20 protein-coding genes, 1 tRNA gene, 1 pseudogene and 1 other annotated feature are annotated in these 18,809 nt (G+C 35.9%); of the genes and pseudogenes, 20 read left to right on the top strand and 2 right to left on the bottom strand.

The window, feature by feature from the left end; all coding sequences use genetic code 11:
• Positions 1 to 179, top strand: a pseudogene (locus ACZ2M0_RS07035) (transposase); the annotation flags it as partial.
• Positions 180 to 263: 84 nt separating this feature from the next.
• Here the strand turns inward: ACZ2M0_RS07035 and ACZ2M0_RS07030 are convergent.
• Positions 264 to 337 (bottom strand) — tRNA-Arg (locus ACZ2M0_RS07030).
• Positions 338 to 538: 201 nt separating this feature from the next.
• On the opposite strand from ACZ2M0_RS07030, the gene ACZ2M0_RS07025 reads away from it, so the two are divergent.
• The 16 genes from ACZ2M0_RS07025 to ACZ2M0_RS06950 all read left to right on the top strand — a co-directional run bounded on the left by ACZ2M0_RS07025 (position 539) and on the right by ACZ2M0_RS06950 (position 14,999).
• On the top strand, positions 539 to 2,302 hold the full coding sequence (locus tag ACZ2M0_RS07025) for a DUF2207 family protein (protein ID WP_490058964.1): 1,764 nt from the start codon (positions 539 to 541) through the stop codon (positions 2,300 to 2,302).
• 82 nt (positions 2,303 to 2,384) lie between these two features.
• A complete protein-coding gene (locus ACZ2M0_RS07020) occupies positions 2,385 to 3,716 on the top strand; it encodes a DUF2325 domain-containing protein (RefSeq protein WP_490058963.1) in 1,332 nt (443 codons plus the stop codon).
• A gap of 156 nt (positions 3,717 to 3,872) precedes the next feature.
• Positions 3,873 to 4,712: a YitT family protein gene (locus tag ACZ2M0_RS07015; RefSeq protein ID WP_198178926.1), complete on the top strand. Its 840-nt coding sequence runs from the start codon at positions 3,873 to 3,875 to the stop codon at positions 4,710 to 4,712.
• An 87-nt stretch (positions 4,713 to 4,799) separates the two neighbouring features.
• Positions 4,800 to 4,874 (top strand) — a sequence feature (ribosomal protein L21 leader region).
• Between the two features lie 13 nt (positions 4,875 to 4,887).
• Positions 4,888 to 5,202, top strand: coding sequence for a 50S ribosomal protein L21 (rplU, locus tag ACZ2M0_RS07010; protein ID WP_034981345.1), 315 nt, complete (start codon positions 4,888 to 4,890; stop codon positions 5,200 to 5,202).
• Positions 5,203 to 5,209: 7 nt separating this feature from the next.
• Entirely contained in the window at positions 5,210 to 5,509 is a 300-nt protein-coding gene (gene rpmA, locus ACZ2M0_RS07005) for a 50S ribosomal protein L27 (RefSeq protein ID WP_327059488.1), read from the top strand.
• 139 nt (positions 5,510 to 5,648) lie between these two features.
• Entirely contained in the window at positions 5,649 to 6,758 is a 1,110-nt protein-coding gene (locus ACZ2M0_RS07000; RefSeq protein ID WP_490058962.1) for a M24 family metallopeptidase, read from the top strand.
• 72 nt (positions 6,759 to 6,830) lie between these two features.
• Positions 6,831 to 7,400 carry an elongation factor P gene (efp, locus tag ACZ2M0_RS06995; RefSeq protein WP_198178930.1) on the top strand — a complete coding sequence of 190 codons (570 nt, stop codon included), beginning with the start codon at positions 6,831 to 6,833 and terminating at the stop codon, positions 7,398 to 7,400.
• 17 nt (positions 7,401 to 7,417) lie between these two features.
• A complete protein-coding gene (locus tag ACZ2M0_RS06990) occupies positions 7,418 to 7,876 on the top strand; it encodes an Asp23/Gls24 family envelope stress response protein (protein WP_045928272.1) in 459 nt (152 codons plus the stop codon).
• Positions 7,854 to 8,246 (top strand): transcription antitermination factor NusB, encoded by a 393-nt coding sequence (gene nusB, locus ACZ2M0_RS06985; protein WP_046332286.1) that lies wholly within the window; start codon positions 7,854 to 7,856, stop codon positions 8,244 to 8,246. Before ACZ2M0_RS06990 ends, nusB begins: the two co-directional genes overlap by 23 nt.
• Before the next feature lie 54 nt (positions 8,247 to 8,300).
• Complete coding sequence (locus tag ACZ2M0_RS06980) at positions 8,301 to 9,152, top strand: bifunctional 5,10-methylenetetrahydrofolate dehydrogenase/5,10-methenyltetrahydrofolate cyclohydrolase (RefSeq protein ID WP_265892477.1); 852 nt, start codon at positions 8,301 to 8,303, stop codon at positions 9,150 to 9,152.
• On the top strand, positions 9,139 to 10,506 hold the full coding sequence (gene xseA / locus ACZ2M0_RS06975; RefSeq protein ID WP_338206385.1) for an exodeoxyribonuclease VII large subunit: 1,368 nt from the start codon (positions 9,139 to 9,141) through the stop codon (positions 10,504 to 10,506). Before ACZ2M0_RS06980 ends, xseA begins: the two co-directional genes overlap by 14 nt.
• On the top strand, positions 10,487 to 10,729 hold the full coding sequence (locus ACZ2M0_RS06970) for an exodeoxyribonuclease VII small subunit (protein ID WP_198178936.1): 243 nt from the start codon (positions 10,487 to 10,489) through the stop codon (positions 10,727 to 10,729). Before xseA ends, ACZ2M0_RS06970 begins: the two co-directional genes overlap by 20 nt.
• Before the next feature lie 12 nt (positions 10,730 to 10,741).
• The gene (locus ACZ2M0_RS06965) at positions 10,742 to 11,608 is read left to right on the top strand and encodes a polyprenyl synthetase family protein (protein ID WP_490058961.1); all 867 of its coding nucleotides are present in this window, start codon (positions 10,742 to 10,744) and stop codon (positions 11,606 to 11,608) included.
• Positions 11,608 to 12,420 (top strand): TlyA family RNA methyltransferase, encoded by an 813-nt coding sequence (locus ACZ2M0_RS06960; RefSeq protein WP_338206386.1) that lies wholly within the window; start codon positions 11,608 to 11,610, stop codon positions 12,418 to 12,420. The genes ACZ2M0_RS06965 and ACZ2M0_RS06960 overlap by 1 nt, the downstream gene beginning before the upstream one ends.
• 9 nt (positions 12,421 to 12,429) lie before the next feature.
• Positions 12,430 to 14,118 carry a DNA repair protein RecN gene (gene recN / locus ACZ2M0_RS06955; RefSeq protein ID WP_490058960.1) on the top strand — a complete coding sequence of 563 codons (1,689 nt, stop codon included), beginning with the start codon at positions 12,430 to 12,432 and terminating at the stop codon, positions 14,116 to 14,118.
• Positions 14,115 to 14,999, top strand: a complete 885-nt coding sequence (locus ACZ2M0_RS06950; protein WP_490058959.1) for a GNAT family N-acetyltransferase — start codon at positions 14,115 to 14,117, stop codon at positions 14,997 to 14,999. Before recN ends, ACZ2M0_RS06950 begins: the two co-directional genes overlap by 4 nt.
• 35 nt (positions 15,000 to 15,034) lie before the next feature.
• Here the strand turns inward: ACZ2M0_RS06950 and ACZ2M0_RS06945 are convergent, their stop codons facing one another.
• Complete coding sequence (locus tag ACZ2M0_RS06945) at positions 15,035 to 15,310, bottom strand: hypothetical protein (RefSeq protein ID WP_490058958.1); 276 nt, start codon at positions 15,308 to 15,310, stop codon at positions 15,035 to 15,037.
• 188 nt (positions 15,311 to 15,498) lie between these two features.
• On the opposite strand from ACZ2M0_RS06945, the gene gmk reads away from it, so the two are divergent.
• From gmk to priA, 3 genes are all read left to right on the top strand, one after another.
• Positions 15,499 to 16,113 (top strand): guanylate kinase, encoded by a 615-nt coding sequence (gene gmk / locus ACZ2M0_RS06940; RefSeq protein ID WP_198178948.1) that lies wholly within the window; start codon positions 15,499 to 15,501, stop codon positions 16,111 to 16,113.
• A 1-nt stretch (position 16,114) separates the two neighbouring features.
• Positions 16,115 to 16,333, top strand: a complete 219-nt coding sequence (rpoZ, locus tag ACZ2M0_RS06935; protein ID WP_046332276.1) for a DNA-directed RNA polymerase subunit omega — start codon at positions 16,115 to 16,117, stop codon at positions 16,331 to 16,333.
• A gap of 62 nt (positions 16,334 to 16,395) precedes the next feature.
• Positions 16,396 to 18,795, top strand: a complete 2,400-nt coding sequence (gene priA / locus ACZ2M0_RS06930; RefSeq protein ID WP_198178950.1) for a primosomal protein N' — start codon at positions 16,396 to 16,398, stop codon at positions 18,793 to 18,795.
• The last annotated feature ends 14 nt before the right edge of the window (positions 18,796 to 18,809 follow it).

Below are 18,809 nucleotides of genomic sequence, written 5' to 3'. Positions count from 1 at the left end.
TATATCACAGGCCAAACTGCTTTAACACTTAATTTAGACTTTACTATTCCTAATAATCACTTAGCGACCGTGATTGGTTGGTTCGTTGACTCGATCCCAGAAGAAGTTTAATGAGTGATATTGCCAAAACTGGGCGACCTGCTTATCACCCGGCTATGATGCTTAAGATCTTGCTCTTTGATTGTAAAGCAAATTGGATGCATTTTTAGATACTTGAGGAATGTAAAAAGCCTGTAAGACGAATGCTTACAGGCTTGATTTTATGATCCGGGTGAGATTCGAACCCACGACCCACGGTTTAGAAGACCGTTGCTCTATCCAGCTGAGCTACCAGACCGACAGTTTTGCGTATTCTCGCGCAAGAACATTAACTATTATAGAGAAAAGTTTTTGTAATTGCAACCGGAAATTTCTTTTTTGTCCAACTTATTTTTAAAGCAAAATAGGTGGCAAAGTTAAGGGAGTGAAAATTGATTTGTTAATTGTATTTCATAATCTGTATAATAAAGAAAAGTGAAGAACGAAAGATAGGAAAAATATGAAACATAAAATTCTAAAACTTGTATCTCTTTTGGGAATTCTATTATTTTGTTTTGTTTCTGGACAAGAAGTAAAAGCCGATGTTGATTATGATATTGCTAAAAACATTACTACAGCTAAAGTTAATTCAGACGGCTCGTTGACGATGAAAAGGGCAATTACGTATAAATTCAACAGTTCTGCACATGGAGTTTTTTATCGCCAAAATCTGCAATCGAATCAGAAAATCGCTGATGCGTCAGTAAAAGTGGCAGATGGCAACGACAAGGGCCGCAAAACTGATGATTATGATCTTAAAAGAAATAAAAAGGGCTACCGTTTTAAAGTATTTCACAATATAAAGAGTAATAGTCGCTTTACTGTTACTTATTTTTACCGTATCACTAATGCCATTACCAACTACCGTGATGTAGCCGAACTTAATTTTAAAATTATTGGCGACGGTTGGGACACTGACTTAGACTATGTTAAAGCAAGCGTGATTTTTCCAGGACCGGTGAAAGGTTTAAAAGCATGGGCCCACGGACCACTTGATGGTCATCTGCAAGTTAATCCTCAAAAAGGAAAAATAATCATGACAGCTGAAAATCTTGCTGGTGATACCGGGATTGAAGTGCATACTATTTTTCCTCCTAAAATCACTGCCAATAATCAAAACGTCAAAAATAAGAATCACCGCCAAGCAGTGATAAAACAAGAGAAAAAATTAGCACAGTATACTTTATTAAATCAACAAAAAAGGGCAAAAAGGAGTCTTTTGCTAATTGCTTTGAGCTTAATTGCAGGACTTTTAGGCATCATTAAGGGTTTTAGAGCCAAAAAAATTGGTTTCATTCCCCGCAAGAGTCGTGAATTAGCTCATAACTATGAAATACCTGACGTGGATCCAATATTAGCTCAAATTTTGGATACTGCAAAGCAACCGGATAATCGCGCGTTTACTGCCTATTTGATGGAACTGGCAGCACGGAAAAAAATTGAGATTGAAGATTATAAAGCCCATCTTAAAACTTATTATCGGATAACTGCGATAGACGAAAGCATAGTTGACGAGAGCCGTTTAATGAAAACTCTTTTTAACAAAATTGGGGACGGAACTAGTTTTACGACCCAGGCCCTAAAAAAATATCATGGTAAAAAACTAGGAAGCGACTTTGATTTTTGGGCAGGAGATTATTTTGACAGCAAGGAAAAGCAAGTGTATTTGCCCGATTCGTTAATAAACCGTAAAAATAGAAATTCTGCCATTATAATTTTAATGATGGTCATCAGTTTTGCTGCTTCTGTAGTAGCTCTAATGAGCTCACTTAAGTTTATTTTAGTGATAGTTTTTGGCGAAGCTTTTATCCTAATTTTGAATTTACTGGCGCTGATTTTTAATGTCAAACGTACCGGTATTTATTCTGAAAAAGGAAAGATTGAAACCGAAAAGATACGTGGTTTCAAGAAAATGCTAAAAGATATCGGTAAGTTTAAGATGAAGGATGTTGGCGACCTCATTTTGTGGGAAGATATCATGCCTTATGCCGTAGCTTTTGGTCTAGCCAATAAAGTAATGAAAGAACTGAAAATAGAATTCAGTCAAGAAGAACTGGCTCGTAGTGATTACTTTTACTATGGTTTTGTTTCTAATACCGGCAAAGATAGCTTTTCTGCTAACTTTGATTCTTGTTTTAACGACAGTATATCTACCGGCTCAAGCAGCTTTTCCAGCGGCTCATCCGGTGGCTTCGGTGGGGGTTCCGGTGGTGGAGCTTTCTAATTTCTGACTTTAAGCCTGGCATTGAGCTAGGCTTTTTTGCATTTGCTATACTTAAGTAAATAACAAAAAGACAGGTAAAAATATGTTCGATTATCGCAATAATTTAAAAAGGATTCTTAATCAGACTGGTGGAGATGAGAAGAGCCTCAAGAATGGTTTGGCAGCAATAAAACTAATCCTGGGCATGACTGATAATGCAGATCAAAAAAATTCAACTGGCAAAGCTAAAAATACCATTGAAGTTGATTTACAGCAGCTTAATTTATTACTAACAAGTCTAACGCAGCTAATTACTAATCCCGCAAACATTTCAGCTAAAAATACAGCACTTTCGGCTGCACAAAAATTAACGCTTGCCCAAGGTATCAATAAAGAATACCGTCAAAATTTAGTTGCTTTAAAAGAAGCAATTAAGTCAATTGAGGTTTCTAAAGATTTAATCAATAAAAAAGTATTTGAGCAAGCAGTCGCCACACCTAAAAGACCTACTAGAGATTACCGCAAAGGAAAGCGATATACAGTGGTTCGCTTATTGTCAGGCTGTGATTTGATTAATGATAGTAATAGGACCGTTTATACGTTAAAAGAATCGCAGATCCATTCCTTGAATTTGAAAAGTGGAGATATTGTCGAAGCTGTGCCAGAAGAAAAAAATTCTCACTATGAAGCGACCATTTTAAGGATTGTTGGCTTTCGTGAACTTCCTAGTATGGAAGTTGATTCCATTTCAACATTCAAATATGCGGTAGTTCAAGGACGACCTGGACACTTGGCCATTTCACATAATGCTCAGGGCAAGAAATTGCGAGTTCATGGTAAAGCAGTTCTTTTATCAGTAGATTCAAGTAAATACTGGGATGAAAATATTAAGCTAGTTGATGGTTCAATTGTAGATTTAGCTTGGTACGATGGGGATGTGCGCTTGAGAAAGAACCCCGCTGAAGCTATTCAAATTCGCTGGGTTTATCAAATTAACCAGCCCCAGCAAACTATTGGCACCAAAAAGAAAAAAAGTACTGCTGAATCAAAGAAAGATGATTTACCTAAACTTGCGATGGACCTACATTATCAAAGAGTCGGAATTGCGATTGGTAATAACCAAAATGAGGCTATGCTAGAAGGAATAGTTAACAGGTATAATGGAATTCCAATTCCTGTTGATGCTTTTCAAGGCAGAAAAAAAGTTATTGAAAACCAAATTAAAGATTTAGACATCGTGATCTTGGTTACGGCTTTTGCAGCTCATGACAGTACCTGGAATATCAGTGAGTTTGCTAGCAAATATCACATCAAATTTGCCGTCAGTTCTAGTAAAGGCTATCAAGCGTTTGAGCGGGCATTATACCGCGCTGAAAAAGGTTTACCAGCATATGAAGGCAATCAGACGATTAGATACCAACTTGCTGATCAATAAAATTTATAATTTCTTAATAATTTAAGATAATATCCTTTTATTTTCTGATCCGTGCTCTTTTGGAAATAATTAAGCTTAACAAACCCCGTATTTCTTGCATAATCTAGCTATTTTCCTGTAAAATATAAAATAACAATTTTATGGAAGGAAGATGAGATGGACACACAAAAGCAAACTCACACGTGGCAATACTGGCTCTTTTTCTTAGCTGGTTTGGAAATAATTACAATTTCTGTTAACTTTTTTTATGCTCCAATAAATGTTGCTGCTGGTGGCTCCACAGGGATCTCAATATTGATTGAAGCCGTTTGGGGAATTAACCGGTCAGTTTCGGTATTTGTAGTAAACGGCTTAATGTTAATTTTAGCTGCCATATTTTTAGGCAGGCAAACTTTGAAAAAAGTTGCTCTGGGTAGCCTTTTAGTACCTGTTTTAATGGCAATAACCCCCAGCTTTAAATTAACCTCAAATAACATGCTGGCGGTAATTTATGGCGGGGTTTTAATGGGTATTGGTGTTACAATGCTCTACCGAATTAACGCTTCATCTGGAGGAACTACAATTCCCCCACTAATTATAAAAAAATATTTTTATGTTGATCCTGCTATATCGCTAATGGTCATTGATATGTCGGTCATTGTGCTAAATATTTTTGTTGATGGCACTGAAGCTTTTTTACTGGCGGCTTTTTCTCAGGTCATTACTACAATTACTATGCGTTATACTGAGACTGGTTTTGACAAAAAATACCAAGTCCGCATAATGAGTAACGATAAATTAGATAAAATTAGGCAGATGCTTCAGCAGGATTACGATGGCTTGACTGTTTATAACGTTGTAGGTGGATACAGTGACCAGGACAAGCAACAGTTAGTAATAATTGTTGATACTAATGAATATGGTCAATTAGTTGCCAAAGCCCGCGAAATTGACAGTGAAGCATTTATTGTCACAGAAAACATTGCTAAAGTACACGGTGGCAAGTGGCAAATTTAATACTAAACGGTATAGTAAAAAGGGCATTTTTTATTGCCAATTGGACTTAAGAGTGGTATTATGTAGTAGTTGTATTTGTGGATTCCTCCACATCTGCAACCGCACATTTCGGGGTAATAAGTCTTTTACAGAGCACCTCGATTGGCGAGTCTAAGTAAATTTTGGAGGGTAGTAAATGTACGCAATTATTAAGACCGGTGGCAAGCAATATAAAGTTGCTGAAGGCGATAGTGTTTTTGTTGAAAAGCTTGATGCTGAAGAAGGAAAAGAAGTTACTTTTGATGAAGTAGTTCTGACTTCGGATGGCAAAGATGTTAAAGTTGGTACACCGTTAGTTAAAGGTGCTAAAGTTGTTGCTAAAGTTGAAAAGCAAGGTAAGGAAAAGAAAGTGGTTACTTTCAAGTACAAACCTAAGAAGCACTCACATTCAAAATATGGTCACCGTCAACCTTATACTAAGGTTACAGTTGAAAAAATTGAATTAAACTAGAGGTGAAATAATGATGAATATTTTAAATCTTAAATTATTAGCCCACCACAAGGGTGGAGGTTCTACTGCTAACGGCCGTAATTCAGCTGGTCGTCGTTTAGGCGCTAAAGCTGCAGATGGTCAAACCATTCATGCTGGTTCAATTATTTATCGTCAACGTGGTACAAAGATTCACCCTGGTAAAAACGTAGGTCAAGGTGGAGACGATACTTTATTTGCCTTAGTAAATGGAGTAGTTAAGTTTGAGCGGAAAGATAAATACAGAAAGCAAGTTTCTGTTATTCCGGTTGAAGAAGAAGCTAAGTAATTTAGTTCTTAAACAAGAAGACGAAAAGCATATGCTTCTCGTCTTTTTTCTGTTTTAATTTGATAAAGGATAAGTTAGTAATATCTCTCTTTTTAGGGTTAAAATTAAGGTAAAGATTGATATACAGGAGATTATGGGTATGACTGAAAAGGATGAACTATTAACGCTGCTTAACCGGCGAATAAATAAGGTTACTGAACTAATTAAAGAACGCAATGCCGATGGACTGTTAATTTTTAATCAAGCTAATTATCGTTACCTGACCAATTTTACTGGTGAAGAAGCTCAATTGATTTTAACTTCAAAAGGAGATCGAATTTTACTTTCCGACTCACGTTTTGATGACCAGATCAAAGCAGAGGCTCCAGGGGAAATTAAAGTGGTCATGAAAAAAGAGGGTCAAGACCTTGAAATTACTAAACAATTACAACAGGCAAATTTAAAAAAAGTTTTAGTCGAAGGCGAATTCGTTTCTGCAGTTGAGTTTGCAAACTTGCAAAGATTAAATTCCGGCATCGATTTCGAAATATGCGAAGAATTAGTTGAACAAGTTCGTAATGTCAAAGACGCACTTGAATTAGAAACTTTGCGTACGGCAATTAACATCTCAATGGATAGCTTTAATGAAATATTGCCTCTGATAAAGCCAGGTGCTGTTGAACGAAAAATCGGAGCAAAATTAGATTACTATTTTAAAATTAATGGCGGTGATGGTCCTAGCTTTGATACCATTATTGCCTCTGGGGTGCGTTCTGCATGGGCTCACGGTGTTGCCAGCGACAAAATGATTGAAGATGGTGATATGGTTGTGATTGATTTTGGTGCGTTTTACCATGGTTATGCTGCTGATATTACCAGAACTGTTGCTGTCGGCAAAGTTGACCAGGAAATGCACAAAATTTATGAAATTGTTCATGAAGCACAGAGACGCGGTATTGCAGCAGCAGTTGCAGGTAATCATGGTAGCGATGTTGATCGGGCAGCCAGAAGTTACATTACAGAGCAAGGGTACGGAGAGTATTTTGGTCATGGTATTGGTCATGGCATCGGCTTAGAAATTCATGAATTATGTCAACCTGCTTTGCCTTTCGGCAAACAAGAACTAGTAAATGACATGGTTCATACAGTTGAACCCGGAATTTATTTACCGAATAAAGGCGGTGTCAGAATTGAAGATGACATTTTAATTCATAATCAAACCCCTGAGACATTATCTACTTTACCTAAAGACAACTTAATTTCTTTATAAAAGATAAATAATAATTATAGTAAAATCGCTTACTAATTGGTAAGATAATATTATGGAGATGAGGTACTCAATATGACAATGATTTCAGTTAATGAATTTAAAAATGGCTTAACTATCAAGTATAATAATGATTTATGGCGTATAGTTGAATTTCAACATGTCAAGCCTGGCAAGGGTAGTGCATTTGTTCGATCAAAGTTAAAAAGTTTAAATACCGGAGCAGTTCAAGAATATACTTTCCGTTCTACTGCTAAGGTAGAAACTGCCGAAATTGAAACCAAAGCTATGCAATACTTATATAATGATGGTTCCAGCTACGTTTTCATGGATACAACAACCTATGATCAATTGGCAATTCCTAATGAACAAGTAAAAGATGAAGCCAAGTTCTTGAAGGAAAATATGAACGTAAGTGTCATTATGCATGATGGTAAAACATTGGGAATTCAATTACCGAATACTGTTGAATTGACGGTTGCCAAAACGGAGCCTAATATTAAGGGTGATACTTCATCAGGTGGTGGAAAGCCTGCGACTATGGAAACAGGCCTGGTAGTAAACGTACCTTTCTTTATTAATGAGGGAGACGTTTTAGTAATTAATACGGTCGATGGTACATACGTATCTCGCGCAAATAAATAATTTTTCGAGGTAAAAAAATGGCAGATAGTTCAAAAATTGTCTTAGATGATCAAAATAACGGCGAAGAAATTGAAATTGATCCTAGTGTTCTTGAAGTTATTATGGGCATTGCTGCCGAAAAAGTAGATGGAGTTGCCGAAATGCACGGTGACGTCAAGTCCGGAATTAACCGCGTTTTAGGAAGAGAAGATCGTGGCAGAGGTGTGTCTGTTAATATTGATGATGAGCATAACTTGATTGCCGATGTTTATGTCAGTATTGAAGCCGGAAAAAATGTGCCTGAAATAGCAATGGATTTGCAAAAGACTTTAAAGCAACAGGTTTTACAGATGACCGATTTAACTCTTAGTGAAATTAACGTGCATGTTACTGGTCTTGAATTTCCAGATGATGATAATGAAGATGGCAGCGGAACCTCTCAGCTATTTTCCGACATAGATGAAAAGGGTAAAAATGAATCAACACGAGAGTCGTAGAGTCGCAATGCAAGCTGTTTATCTGTCTAATCAGGACTTAAAATATACAGCTAATGAAGTTGAAGCTAAAACTGTCGCAATGCTTGATTTAAAGGTACTTTCCGCCTATTCAAAAGAATTAATTGAAGGTGTAATTGAAAAACGGGATGAATTAAAGGGTGAACTCGCCAGCTATTTGAAAAAGAACTGGCGTATTAACCGTATTAATCAAATTTCGTTGGCCATTTTGGAAGTTGCTTTGTACGAAATTAAATATAGTAAGGAAATTGAGCCAAAAGCTGCGGTAAATGAAGCTTTGAACTTATGTGATGAGTTTGCTGATCCTAAAGATAAGCCATTTATTAATGGCATGTTAGCAAACTTTATCTAAAATATCTTATAGTCGGCTTTAGGCCGACTATTTTTTTAGAAGAGGAAAAAGAAAATGGGTCAACTTTTAGATGGCAAAAAGTTAGCTAATATTCGTGCAGACATTCTTCAAAAACAAGTATTAAATTTGAAAAAGTCAAAAATACAACCACTATTTTGCGTAATTAATATTGGTCAAGACCCTAGTAGCCAAATTTACCTGAAAACTAAAAAAAGACGTGCAGATCAAATAGGAATTGAACAAAAATTGTTCCAATTACCTGCAACTGTTTCACAGAAAGAATTATTAGAACTTATTGACAAACTTAATCATGACAAAAATGTTAACGGCATTATGATTCAACTACCGGTGCCGAAACAAATTATTTTAAATGAAGCCTTGGCAGCTATTGACCCTGAAAAAGATGTTGATTGTCTGACGCCAACTAATATAGGACGCTTGTGGCAAGGAGATCATTTTGTAGAACCAGCGACAGCACATGGTATTTTAGCTTTACTAGATCACTATCATATTAGTTTAAAGGGTAAGAATGCTGTAATTATAGGTAGAAGCAGCATTGTGGGCAAACCGTTAGCTGCATTGATGCTTGAAAGAGATGCAACTGTTTCTATTCTACATTTGAAGACTAAAAATTTGGCTGAATATACTAAGAGAGCTGATATATTAGTTTCGGCAACTGGCCAGCCTAAATTAATAAAGGCGAATATGATTAAAAAAAATGCAGTCATTGTTGATGTAGGAATATGTCGAGTTAATGGCAACATAGTCGGCGATGTGGATTTTGCTAAAGTTGTAGCGATTGCCAGTTTCATTACACCTGTTCCAGGTGGAGTTGGTCCCCTTACAGTTGAATCCCTGATGGAACAAGTTGTTCAGTTAACAAGGAGAAATAATGGAAAGCAGTAAGTACCTTACAGTTTCTGATTTAAATTATTATATAACTCAAAAATTTAAAAACGATCCTTATTTACATAAAGTTTTTCTTCAAGGTGAATTGTCTAATTTTCGTTATCGGCGCAATTCTCACCAATATTTTTCACTAAAAGATGAAAAATCAAAAATAAATGTGGTCATGTTTCGATCGTATTTTGATAAAGTGAAATTTAAGCCTGAAGAAGGCATGAAAGTATATGTAACTGGCTATGTGAGTGTTTATGGCCCACAGGGCTCCTACCAGTTTTATGCGGAATCGATGGAGCCTGCTGGATTAGGAGCATTATATGAACAATTAAAGCAGCTGCAAAAAAAGTTGGCTGGTGAAGGACTTTTTGATCAAAGATATAAAAAGCCGCTTCCTCATTATCCAGATTATATTGCTGTTGTGACAAGTGCTTCAGGTGCAGTAATTCATGACATCTTAGTAACCGTGAACAGGAGATTTCCTCATGCTGAAGTTGATTTATTTCCAGCTCAGGTTCAGGGAGATTCTGCAGCTGATTCATTAATAGCATCAATGAGGCAAATAGCTCAATTTAAAGATAAATATGATGTTATGATCATCGGTCGAGGTGGGGGCTCGCTTGAAGATTTATGGCCTTTTAATGAGGAAAGCGTAGTACGACAGGTTTTTGATATGAAAATGCCGGTCATTTCTTCGGTGGGTCACGAAACTGATACTACACTATGTGATTTAGTTGCTGATGTGAGAGCAGCGACTCCAACTGCAGCAGCTGAATATGCTACTCCGAATTTACCAGATGAATTGGTAAATATTCGCCAAATACAAAACAGTCTGGTTTCCAGCATGCAAAATATTATTAGAGCCCGCCGTGATGTTTTAAACCGTATCGATAATTCAGTTATCATGAGAGAGCCAGCAAGACTTTATGATGAGCAAGCACAAACTTTAGACCTTTTGCGAGACAGACTTCATAATGATATGGTGCGGCAGCTGGAACGCAAAAGGCAAAATTACCAGTTGGCTAAACAAAGTCTTGTTACAGTCAGCCCTAATAAAAAAATCAAGTCTTTTTTGCAACAAACAGATTTTTATGATCAAAGATTAGTTGCTAATACAGAACATTTTTTACAGGCAAAACGTAACGCTTTAGGTCAAGCAAAACAACAACTTAACGATTATGATCCCGACAGAATTTTACGTAGAGGATATGCATATGTTAAAGACCAGAAGAATAAAACGGTCAATTCTGTAAGTCAAATTGCGGTTAAAGATGAAATCAGTATCAAATTTAAAGATGGTATAGCAACAGCAGTTATCAGTTCAATAAGGAGAGAAAAAAATGGCGATAAAGAAAAATAATTTTGAAGAGGAATTGACTGAATTACAAACAATTGTTAATAACTTAGAAAAAGGCGATATTCCTTTAGAGGATGCACTTGAGCAGTTTAAAACTGGAAAAAAATTAAGTAACGATTTAAATAAAAAATTAACTGAAGCAGAAGAAACAGTTGCTAAATTGATTGATAGTGATGGAACTGAACATACACTTGATCCTAATGACGCTGCAGCACCTGAAAAATAGAGAAGATTTGAAATGACTTTTAAAGAATTCAAAGAAAAATGGACTCCGATAGTAGATAACTATTTGAAAGAGCATTTAAAAAGTGAAGTTTCTGACAGTAAAATTAGTCAGATTATGTCTTATTCAGTAATGGCTGGAGGTAAAAGGTTGCGTCCCCTGCTTTTTCTAGCAACGCTTGATGCACTTGAAGTTAAGATAAATGACGAAGAAATCAGGATTGCAAGTGGAATTGAGCTGATTCACACTTATTCATTAATTCACGATGACTTGCCGGCTATGGATAATGATAATTATCGGAGAGGAAAATTAACGAGTCACAAAAAATGGGGTGAGGCTGAAGCTATCCTTGCTGGAGATGCTTTGTTACCAATGGGCATTGAATGGATTTCTGAGGGTAGTAATTCAGCTAAATTAGTTAAAATAATTACTCGAGCTGTTGGTCCTAACGGCATGGTTGGTGGACAATATTTAGACATTGATTCTACCAATAATGATAGCGTCGCAAACGATTCTGCATTTATTAATAAAATGGAATGGTTAAAAACAGGTTGTTTAATCAAAGCCTGTGTTGAAATGGCAATTGAATATGCTAACGCTGATTCTTCTCAAAAAAAGATGCTAATTCAGTTTGCTGAAGATTTTGGACGTTCATATCAAATTTATGATGATTTAGTAGATGTGGTCGAAACTTCTGCAGAGGCTGGTAAAAAAACGCATAAGGATTTAGAGAGCGGCAAGAATAATACTTTGACTTTGCTTGGTGTTTCAAGAAGTCGTAAAGAGCTGACTGACTTAATGAATGATGCTCAAAATTGCTTAAAATCTATTAATGCAACTGTTTTGGCTGGATTTCTTGATTTATATAAAAAGGTATTATAATGGTCAAAGAAAGAGCAGATGTATTATTAGTCAAACAAGGAATGTTTAATTCCCGGACCCAAGCTCAACGGGCAATTATGGCAGGTCTGGTTTCGGATCATAACCATCAGAGAATCGATAAAAGTGGCACTAATTTACCGGTTGATGAAAAGTTTTTTGTAAAAAAATCGGATAAAAAGTATGTATCACGGGGTGGCTTTAAACTGGCTAAGGCCTTAAAATCTTTTCAAATCGACTTGACCAATAAAATTTGTCTGGACATCGGTGCCTCTACTGGAGGTTTTACTGATGTCGCTTTACAAAGTAAGGCTAAGATGGTGTATGCCCTCGATGTGGGCTACAATCAGCTTGCATGGCAATTGCGTGATGATCCTCGCGTTGTAGTAATGGAAAAACAGAATTTTCGTTACAGCAAACCTGAAGATTTTACTCATGGTCTACCTGATTTTGCAATGACTGACGTTTCTTTTATTTCCTTAGATTTGATTTTGCCACCAATGTTTCAGATTTTAAAAGATAAATGTGAGGCTGTTTGTCTGATAAAGCCTCAATTTGAAGCTGGTCCGGAACATGTTGGTAAACATGGGATAGTACATGATCATGAAGTCCACTGTGCCGTTATTAGGCATACCATTGATCAGGCAAAAGCTGTTGGCTTCAACGTTCTCGGCCTTGATTATTCACCAATAAAAGGTGGTAAAGGCAATATTGAGTTTTTGATACATTTACAAAAAGATAAAAAAGCTGGTGGTAAAGTAATGTGGTCTGGGAATCCAGAAGAATTAGTTGCCCAAGCTGTTGCCAATCTTTAGGAGAAAAAAATGTTAGTTGAACTGGATATTAAAAATTTTGCAATTATTAAAGCATTGAAGGTTCGCTTTCAAGAAAATATGACTGTACTAATAGGTGAAACTGGTGCCGGTAAATCAATTATTATTGATGCAGTTTCATTATTAATGGGTGGTCGCAGTCAAAAAGAAATGATCCGCAGTGGTGAAAAAAAAGCTGTTATTACCGGCTTGTTTGATATTGACCACGAATCTAAAAAAATTGCTGCAATCTGTGATAAGTACGGTATACCTGATGCAGATAAGCAGTTAATTATTAGCCGTGAATTAGCTGCTAAGGGAAGAAATATTGTTCGCATAAATGGGCAATTGACCACCATCAATGTATTAAGGGAACTAGGTAATTTTCTAGTTGATATTCATGGTCAAAATGATCAGCAAATATTGATGGATCAAGATCGACAAATTGATCTGGTTGATAATTATGCGCCAGACGATTTTAAAGATGAACTTAATCTTTACCAGGAAAATTTTCAAAAATGGCAAAAATTAACTTCTCAAATTAATCATTTGCATAAAGATGCCCAGGAACTGGCTCAAAAACAAGATATATTATCTTTTCAGAATGATGAATTGTCCAAAGCTGATCTGCAAGATCCTCATGAAGACGATCAGCTAGAAGAAGAATATAACGAACTAAATAATTATCAAAAAATTGTCGATACAGCTAACTATTTAATGCAATTATATGACGATGAAGACCATGGCATTGAAACTTTATTGGGTAATGCCCAAAGTGCAGCAACTGAGTTAACAGAATATGGTGCAAAATTCAAAGATATTGCTAAAACTATAGATGATGGAGTTTTTGCATTAAGTGACGCCCGCAGCGAATTATCAAACGTACTCGATGAAATGGACTTTGATGAGGAAAGATTTCAGTACGTTTCAAACAGGTTAGATTTGCTTAATTCATTGAAGAAAAAATATGGTCCTTCTTTAGAAGATGTCTTCACATTTTATGCCAAAATTCAAAAAGAACTGAGTCAGTATGAGACAGGTGGACTCGATGAAGAGAAGTTGCAAAAGCAGCTTAAAGCTCTGGAAGAAAAGCTCCAGACTGAAGCAAAACACCTCCATGAGATGAGAAAAAAAGTAGCCGCAACACTTGAAAGCAGAATCAAGCAGGAATTAGCAGATTTATATATGGCTAAAGCTCGTTTTAGTATTGATTTTTCGACAACAAAAACTTTCACTAACAAAGGTACAGATGATATTGTCTTCTTAATAGCACCAAATCCGGGTGAAGAATTAATGCCATTAGTCAAAATTATATCAGGTGGTGAACAGTCACGGCTGATACTGGCATTAAAAGCAATCTTTAGCAAAGTTGAACCTGTGGGAACAATGATTTTTGATGAAATTGATACTGGTGTTTCCGGTCGTGTTTCTGCAGCAATAGGTCAAAAATTACATTCAATCGGTGAGAATAAGCAAGTAATCGCCATAACACACTCACCACAGGTTGCTGCTGCCAGTGATCAAAAATATTTAGTAGCCAAAAAAGTTGAAGATGGTGCTACATACACCCAAATAGGACCATTAACTCAAGAAGAAACTGTTACTGCAATTGCCGAAATGATGGCAGGTAGTGATGTAACACAAGCAGCTAAACAAAATGCCAAGGACCTAATGAAAAGTTTTAAAAGGAAGAAGAAATGATAATCGTTGAAAAAGTGAACTTAAATGAAAAAGAACACAGGCAGGCGAATGAATTAACAGAAAGAGTCCAAAAAGCTGATAAAACATATTCAGATTTTTATTTGAGTAATCAATTTAATTATTTTCAAGATATGCCAACTTTTATTTTGGTTTATGATGGAAATAAGTTAGTTGGGTTAACCATGCTATATGCAGATGAGGGACCTGAAGAAGAGGTGGAAGTCAACTTAGAAGTTGATCCTGAATTTCGCAGACAAGGGATTGCTACAAGAATGTTTGAGCATGCGAAAAGAATTATGGTGCAGTATGGTTATTACAAATGGGAGTTTGTGTCAGAAAAAGTCTTTTTAGAAAAAAATCCAGGCTTTTTGAAAAAAGTAGGTTTAAAGACTGTTCCAGAAGATTCTGATTATTACATGCGAACTACAGAACCAGCACTAATTGAAAAGACTGACAAATTAAACCAAGTTTTAGTAGTTAAGCCTTTAACAATGAACTATGTTGATCAAGTTGCTGCAGCACACAGTAATGCTTTTGGAGATGCCATTGCCACATCTACTAAATACATTAAAAATTCCCTGTTGGATAAAAATACAGAAAGCTTTATTTTATTAAAAGGGATTGAAGTTCTCGGCTATTGTGCTGTGGATCAGGGTGAAAATGAGGACTATTTCTTCGGATTGTTTATTGATAAGCCATTTCGTGGAAAAGGCTTTGGTACTTTTTTCATCAAAATGATGATGATAATTTTGCAAAAAGAAGGTAGCAAAGTTTTTGCCTTAAATGTTGAAGTTAGTAATAAAGCAGCTATTCATGTTTATGAAAGAGCTGGCTTCAAAATATTAAGTGAAACACTGTATTTAAAAAGCCAGGAATCATGAAGATTCCCGGCAATGCTTTTTTATAATGCAATTGATTATGCAAAATCAATCCTAAATATAGTATCAATATCAACTATCTTAATTAGTTTTTTATTTGCTAAACGTAAGATAAAACAACCTGTAGAAATACGTTTTATGACTTGTCCGATTTCACTCGTTCCATCTTGATAACTTACCAATACATAGGAGCGATGAAGCAGGGAGCTATTAAGATCAGCTAATATTTCATAGTAGTATTGACTGTAAATACTTAATTTATCTTCATCATAATCGAAAAAATAGTGATAAATTTTCTTAAGTGAGTTTTTCATCAAGCCACCCCTTAGAGTTAACCGAACATTTGTTTGACAAGTTATATTATAAGAACATTTGTTCCAAAAAACAAGTATTTAAGCAAAATTTTTAAAGAGAATTTTGCTTTATTAAAAATGTCATAACTTGAAAATATTTTCATTTTAGTGCAAACTAGATACAATAGCTTTTTTTAAGGGAGTATGGCATGGCAGAAAAAGGTTTGTTACTTGTTCTTTCTGGCCCTTCAGGAGTTGGTAAGGGTACTGTTAAAAGCGCAATTGTGAAAAATAAAGTTTTTCCGTTTGAATATTCAGTATCAATGACTACTAGAAAACCCAGGCCTGGAGAAATAAACGGCAAGGACTATTATTTTGTTACTCAAGAGCGGTTTAAGCAGGCTATCAGCCAAGATGAACTTTTGGAGTATAATCAATATGTAAATAATTTTTATGGCACTCCTAAGGCACCAGTGGAAAAAATGCTGGATGAAGGTAAGGACGTGCTTTTAGAAATTGATGTCAATGGTGCCAAGAAGGTTAGAAAACAGATGCCTGATGGCGTCTTCATCTTTTTAACACCGCCTGATTTACATACTTTACATACTAGGTTAGAAAACCGGGGTACTGAATCCGAGGATGTAATTATGGGTCGAATAAAACAGGCTCGTCAAGAAATTCTGGTGATGCAGGATTATGATTATGCGGTAGTTAATGATACAGTAGCCAATGCAGTCGATCATATAAAAGCGATTGTTGAAGCTGAGCATGTGAGTGTTAAACGTGTCATTGATACATATCGGAAAATGGTTAAGGAGGATTAAATTGAGAGTTACATATCCATCTATAGATAAATTGCTGGCCCAGGTTGATTCGAGATATTCTTTATCGGTTCTTGCTGCGAAAAGAGCACACGAACTTGAAGACGGTGAACCTGAAGCCTTGAAAAATTACAAATCACAAAAGCCAGTTGGCAAAGCTTTAGAAGAAATTGAAGCTGGTAAAGTTACCGTTGATCCCAAGCATCGTGAGGTTAATCAGTAATTAATAAAGTTTTATGACCTCCATCCTAAGAAAGATGGAGGTCATTTTTTAAGGGTGATTAAATGATTGCACAGGTTATTGTTGATGTTGCAGCTAAGCAAACGGATCGCATTTTTGAATATCATATTCCTGATGAGTTAGGTGAAGTAGAAATTGGTTCCAGGGTTTTTGTGCCTTTTGGTCCGCGCAAATTACAAGGTTTCGTTGTTGGCTTGAGTAACAAAAGTCAATATCAGGGTAAATTAAAAGACTTGCTTTTGGTGGTAGATGAAATGCCACCTCTAACCTCCGAATTAATTAAATTATCAAAAGATTTAGCTGATCATGTCTATTCTTATCGAATTACTATTCTTAAAACAATGCTTCCTAGAGTAATGCGTGCTAATTATCGTAAAATTTTAGTACCAAAATCTTCTGAAGCAAAAAAAATGTCTATTTTTCAAGGAGAGCCGTTAGATTTAAATAAGATTAATGATAATAAACAAATAGCTGAAATTCGCACGTTGTTAAGGACAAATGCGGCCAAAATTGAATATGTTGTTGAAAACCGGGCTCAGGTCAAAACTGAAAATGAATATTCACTAACAAATGACAAAAACGAATATAAAAATATATATGAATCTTTGAGAAAAAATGCTGTTAAACAAAAGCAGCTCATAATGTATATAATTGAAAATTACGATAAATTTCCCCAAATGCAGAGAGAAATCGAAAATAATGCAAGTCTCAACACTGTTTCATTAACGAATGCTGTCAAAAGGGGCTGGCTCAGAAAAAAACCGTCTGAAATTTATCGTGATCCACTAACAATATATGATAAAGAGAAAAAAGCAGATAAAAAAATTAAACTTAACCCTGAACAAAGGAATGCATTAGCTAAAATAGAACCAGCAATCATCAAAAAAAAATCACGTACTTTTTTATTAGAAGGTGTTACTGGCAGTGGTAAGACAGAAGTATACTTAAATGCTATAAGTACTACTTTAGAGGCTGGAAAAAATGCATTAATGATGGTTCCTGAAATATCCTTAACTCCGCAAATGGTAAGCCAAGTGAAAAATCGCTTTGGTCAGCAAGTAGCAGTTCTACACAGTGGATTATCAGAAGGAGAAATGTATGATGAATGGCGTCGCATACGCCGAGGCGAAGCACGCGTTGTTGTTGGTGCAAGAAGCGCAGTCTTCGCACCTTTAAAAAATATTGGTTTAATAGTAATCGATGAAGAGCATGAATCTTCTTATAAACAAGAAGATAATCCACGTTATCATGCCAGAGATGTCGCAATTTGGCGCAGCAACTATAATTCATGTCCCCTTGTGTTAGGCAGCGCAACACCATCACTAGGGAGCAGAGCTCGAGCACAAAAAGGTGTATACCAGTTGTTACAACTGCCACATCGTGCTAACCAGCAAAGTTTGCCAGATGTTAAGTTAATTGATTTGAAAAAAGCACATTTTAGTGGTGGACAATTTGACCTTTCTATTCAACTTGTTGAGGCAATAAAGAAAAGGATTGCCAAAAAAGAACAAGTCATTTTAATGTTAAATAGAAGAGGCTTTGCCAACTTTATGTTATGTCGTGAATGTGGCTATGTTATGAAATGTCCAAATTGTGATCTATCTTTAACAATGCATAAAGATACAAACAAAATGCAGTGTCACTATTGTGGCTTTTCTACTGCGATTCCTGAAAAATGTCCAAATTGTCAAAGTAAAAAAATCCGCTTTTTGGGTACCGGCACCCAAAAAGTTATGACAGAGCTTGAAAAAATAATACCAGGCTGCCGTATTCTGCGAATGGATGTTGATACTACACGAAGAAAAGGATCATTTAAAAGGATTTTAGATGCCTTTGGCAATCGTGAAGCAGATATTTTGTTAGGTACGCAAATGATTGCAAAAGGGCTGGATTTTCCCAATGTAACCTTAGTAGGCGTTGTTAATGCTGACACGGGGTTATGGTTACCAGATTACAACGCCTCTGAAAGGACGTTTGAGTTGTTAACACAAGTAGCAGGACGGGCTGGTCGAGCTAAAAAGAAAGGTGAGGTAATTATTCAAACTTTTAATCCTGATCATTATGCTATTAAACTAGCTGAAACTCAGGACTATGAGCAATTTTATCAGTATGAAATGCGTGTTCGTCATGCTGGCAATTATCCGCCTTATTTTTACACTGTGCTAGTTTCTGTTGCGGCCAGAAATGAGCAAAATGCTGCTAGAGAAGCTTTTAGAATTAAAAAATGGTTACAACCAAAACTACACCAGTCAACAATAGTTTTAGGTCCAACCCCTAGTGCAATTTCTCGCTTAAAAAATCAATATTATTATCAAATACTGGTAAAATATAAAAAAGAAGATAATTTAAACAAGTTATTACACCAAATTCAAGACTCAGCGCAAAAGGTTAAAAAATATGGTTTATCTGTTTATATTGATAATGAACCAGAGCGCATAATGTAAAGGGGAAATGTTTA

Source organism: Lactobacillus sp. VURO6/B1 (VP7), assembly GCF_058139575.1.
This window is presented reverse-complemented; position numbering and strand designations above follow the sequence as displayed.

Coding starts and splice junctions, on each gene's coding strand:
- ACZ2M0_RS07025 (WP_490058964.1), top strand. CDS start 539: ATGAAACATAAAATTCTAAAACTTGTATCTCTTTTGGGAATTCTATTA.
- ACZ2M0_RS07020 (WP_490058963.1), top strand. CDS start 2,385: ATGTTCGATTATCGCAATAATTTAAAAAGGATTCTTAATCAGACTGGT.
- ACZ2M0_RS07015 (WP_198178926.1), top strand. CDS start 3,873: ATGGACACACAAAAGCAAACTCACACGTGGCAATACTGGCTCTTTTTC.
- rplU (WP_034981345.1), top strand. CDS start 4,888: ATGTACGCAATTATTAAGACCGGTGGCAAGCAATATAAAGTTGCTGAA.
- ACZ2M0_RS07000 (WP_490058962.1), top strand. CDS start 5,649: ATGACTGAAAAGGATGAACTATTAACGCTGCTTAACCGGCGAATAAAT.
- efp (WP_198178930.1), top strand. CDS start 6,831: ATGACAATGATTTCAGTTAATGAATTTAAAAATGGCTTAACTATCAAG.
- ACZ2M0_RS06990 (WP_045928272.1), top strand. CDS start 7,418: ATGGCAGATAGTTCAAAAATTGTCTTAGATGATCAAAATAACGGCGAA.
- nusB (WP_046332286.1), top strand. CDS start 7,854: ATGAATCAACACGAGAGTCGTAGAGTCGCAATGCAAGCTGTTTATCTG.
- ACZ2M0_RS06980 (WP_265892477.1), top strand. CDS start 8,301: ATGGGTCAACTTTTAGATGGCAAAAAGTTAGCTAATATTCGTGCAGAC.
- xseA (WP_338206385.1), top strand. CDS start 9,139: ATGGAAAGCAGTAAGTACCTTACAGTTTCTGATTTAAATTATTATATA.
- ACZ2M0_RS06970 (WP_198178936.1), top strand. CDS start 10,487: ATGGCGATAAAGAAAAATAATTTTGAAGAGGAATTGACTGAATTACAA.
- ACZ2M0_RS06965 (WP_490058961.1), top strand. CDS start 10,742: ATGACTTTTAAAGAATTCAAAGAAAAATGGACTCCGATAGTAGATAAC.
- ACZ2M0_RS06960 (WP_338206386.1), top strand. CDS start 11,608: ATGGTCAAAGAAAGAGCAGATGTATTATTAGTCAAACAAGGAATGTTT.
- recN (WP_490058960.1), top strand. CDS start 12,430: ATGTTAGTTGAACTGGATATTAAAAATTTTGCAATTATTAAAGCATTG.
- ACZ2M0_RS06950 (WP_490058959.1), top strand. CDS start 14,115: ATGATAATCGTTGAAAAAGTGAACTTAAATGAAAAAGAACACAGGCAG.
- ACZ2M0_RS06945 (WP_490058958.1), bottom strand. CDS start 15,310: ATGAAAAACTCACTTAAGAAAATTTATCACTATTTTTTCGATTATGAT.
- gmk (WP_198178948.1), top strand. CDS start 15,499: ATGGCAGAAAAAGGTTTGTTACTTGTTCTTTCTGGCCCTTCAGGAGTT.
- priA (WP_198178950.1), top strand. CDS start 16,396: ATGATTGCACAGGTTATTGTTGATGTTGCAGCTAAGCAAACGGATCGC.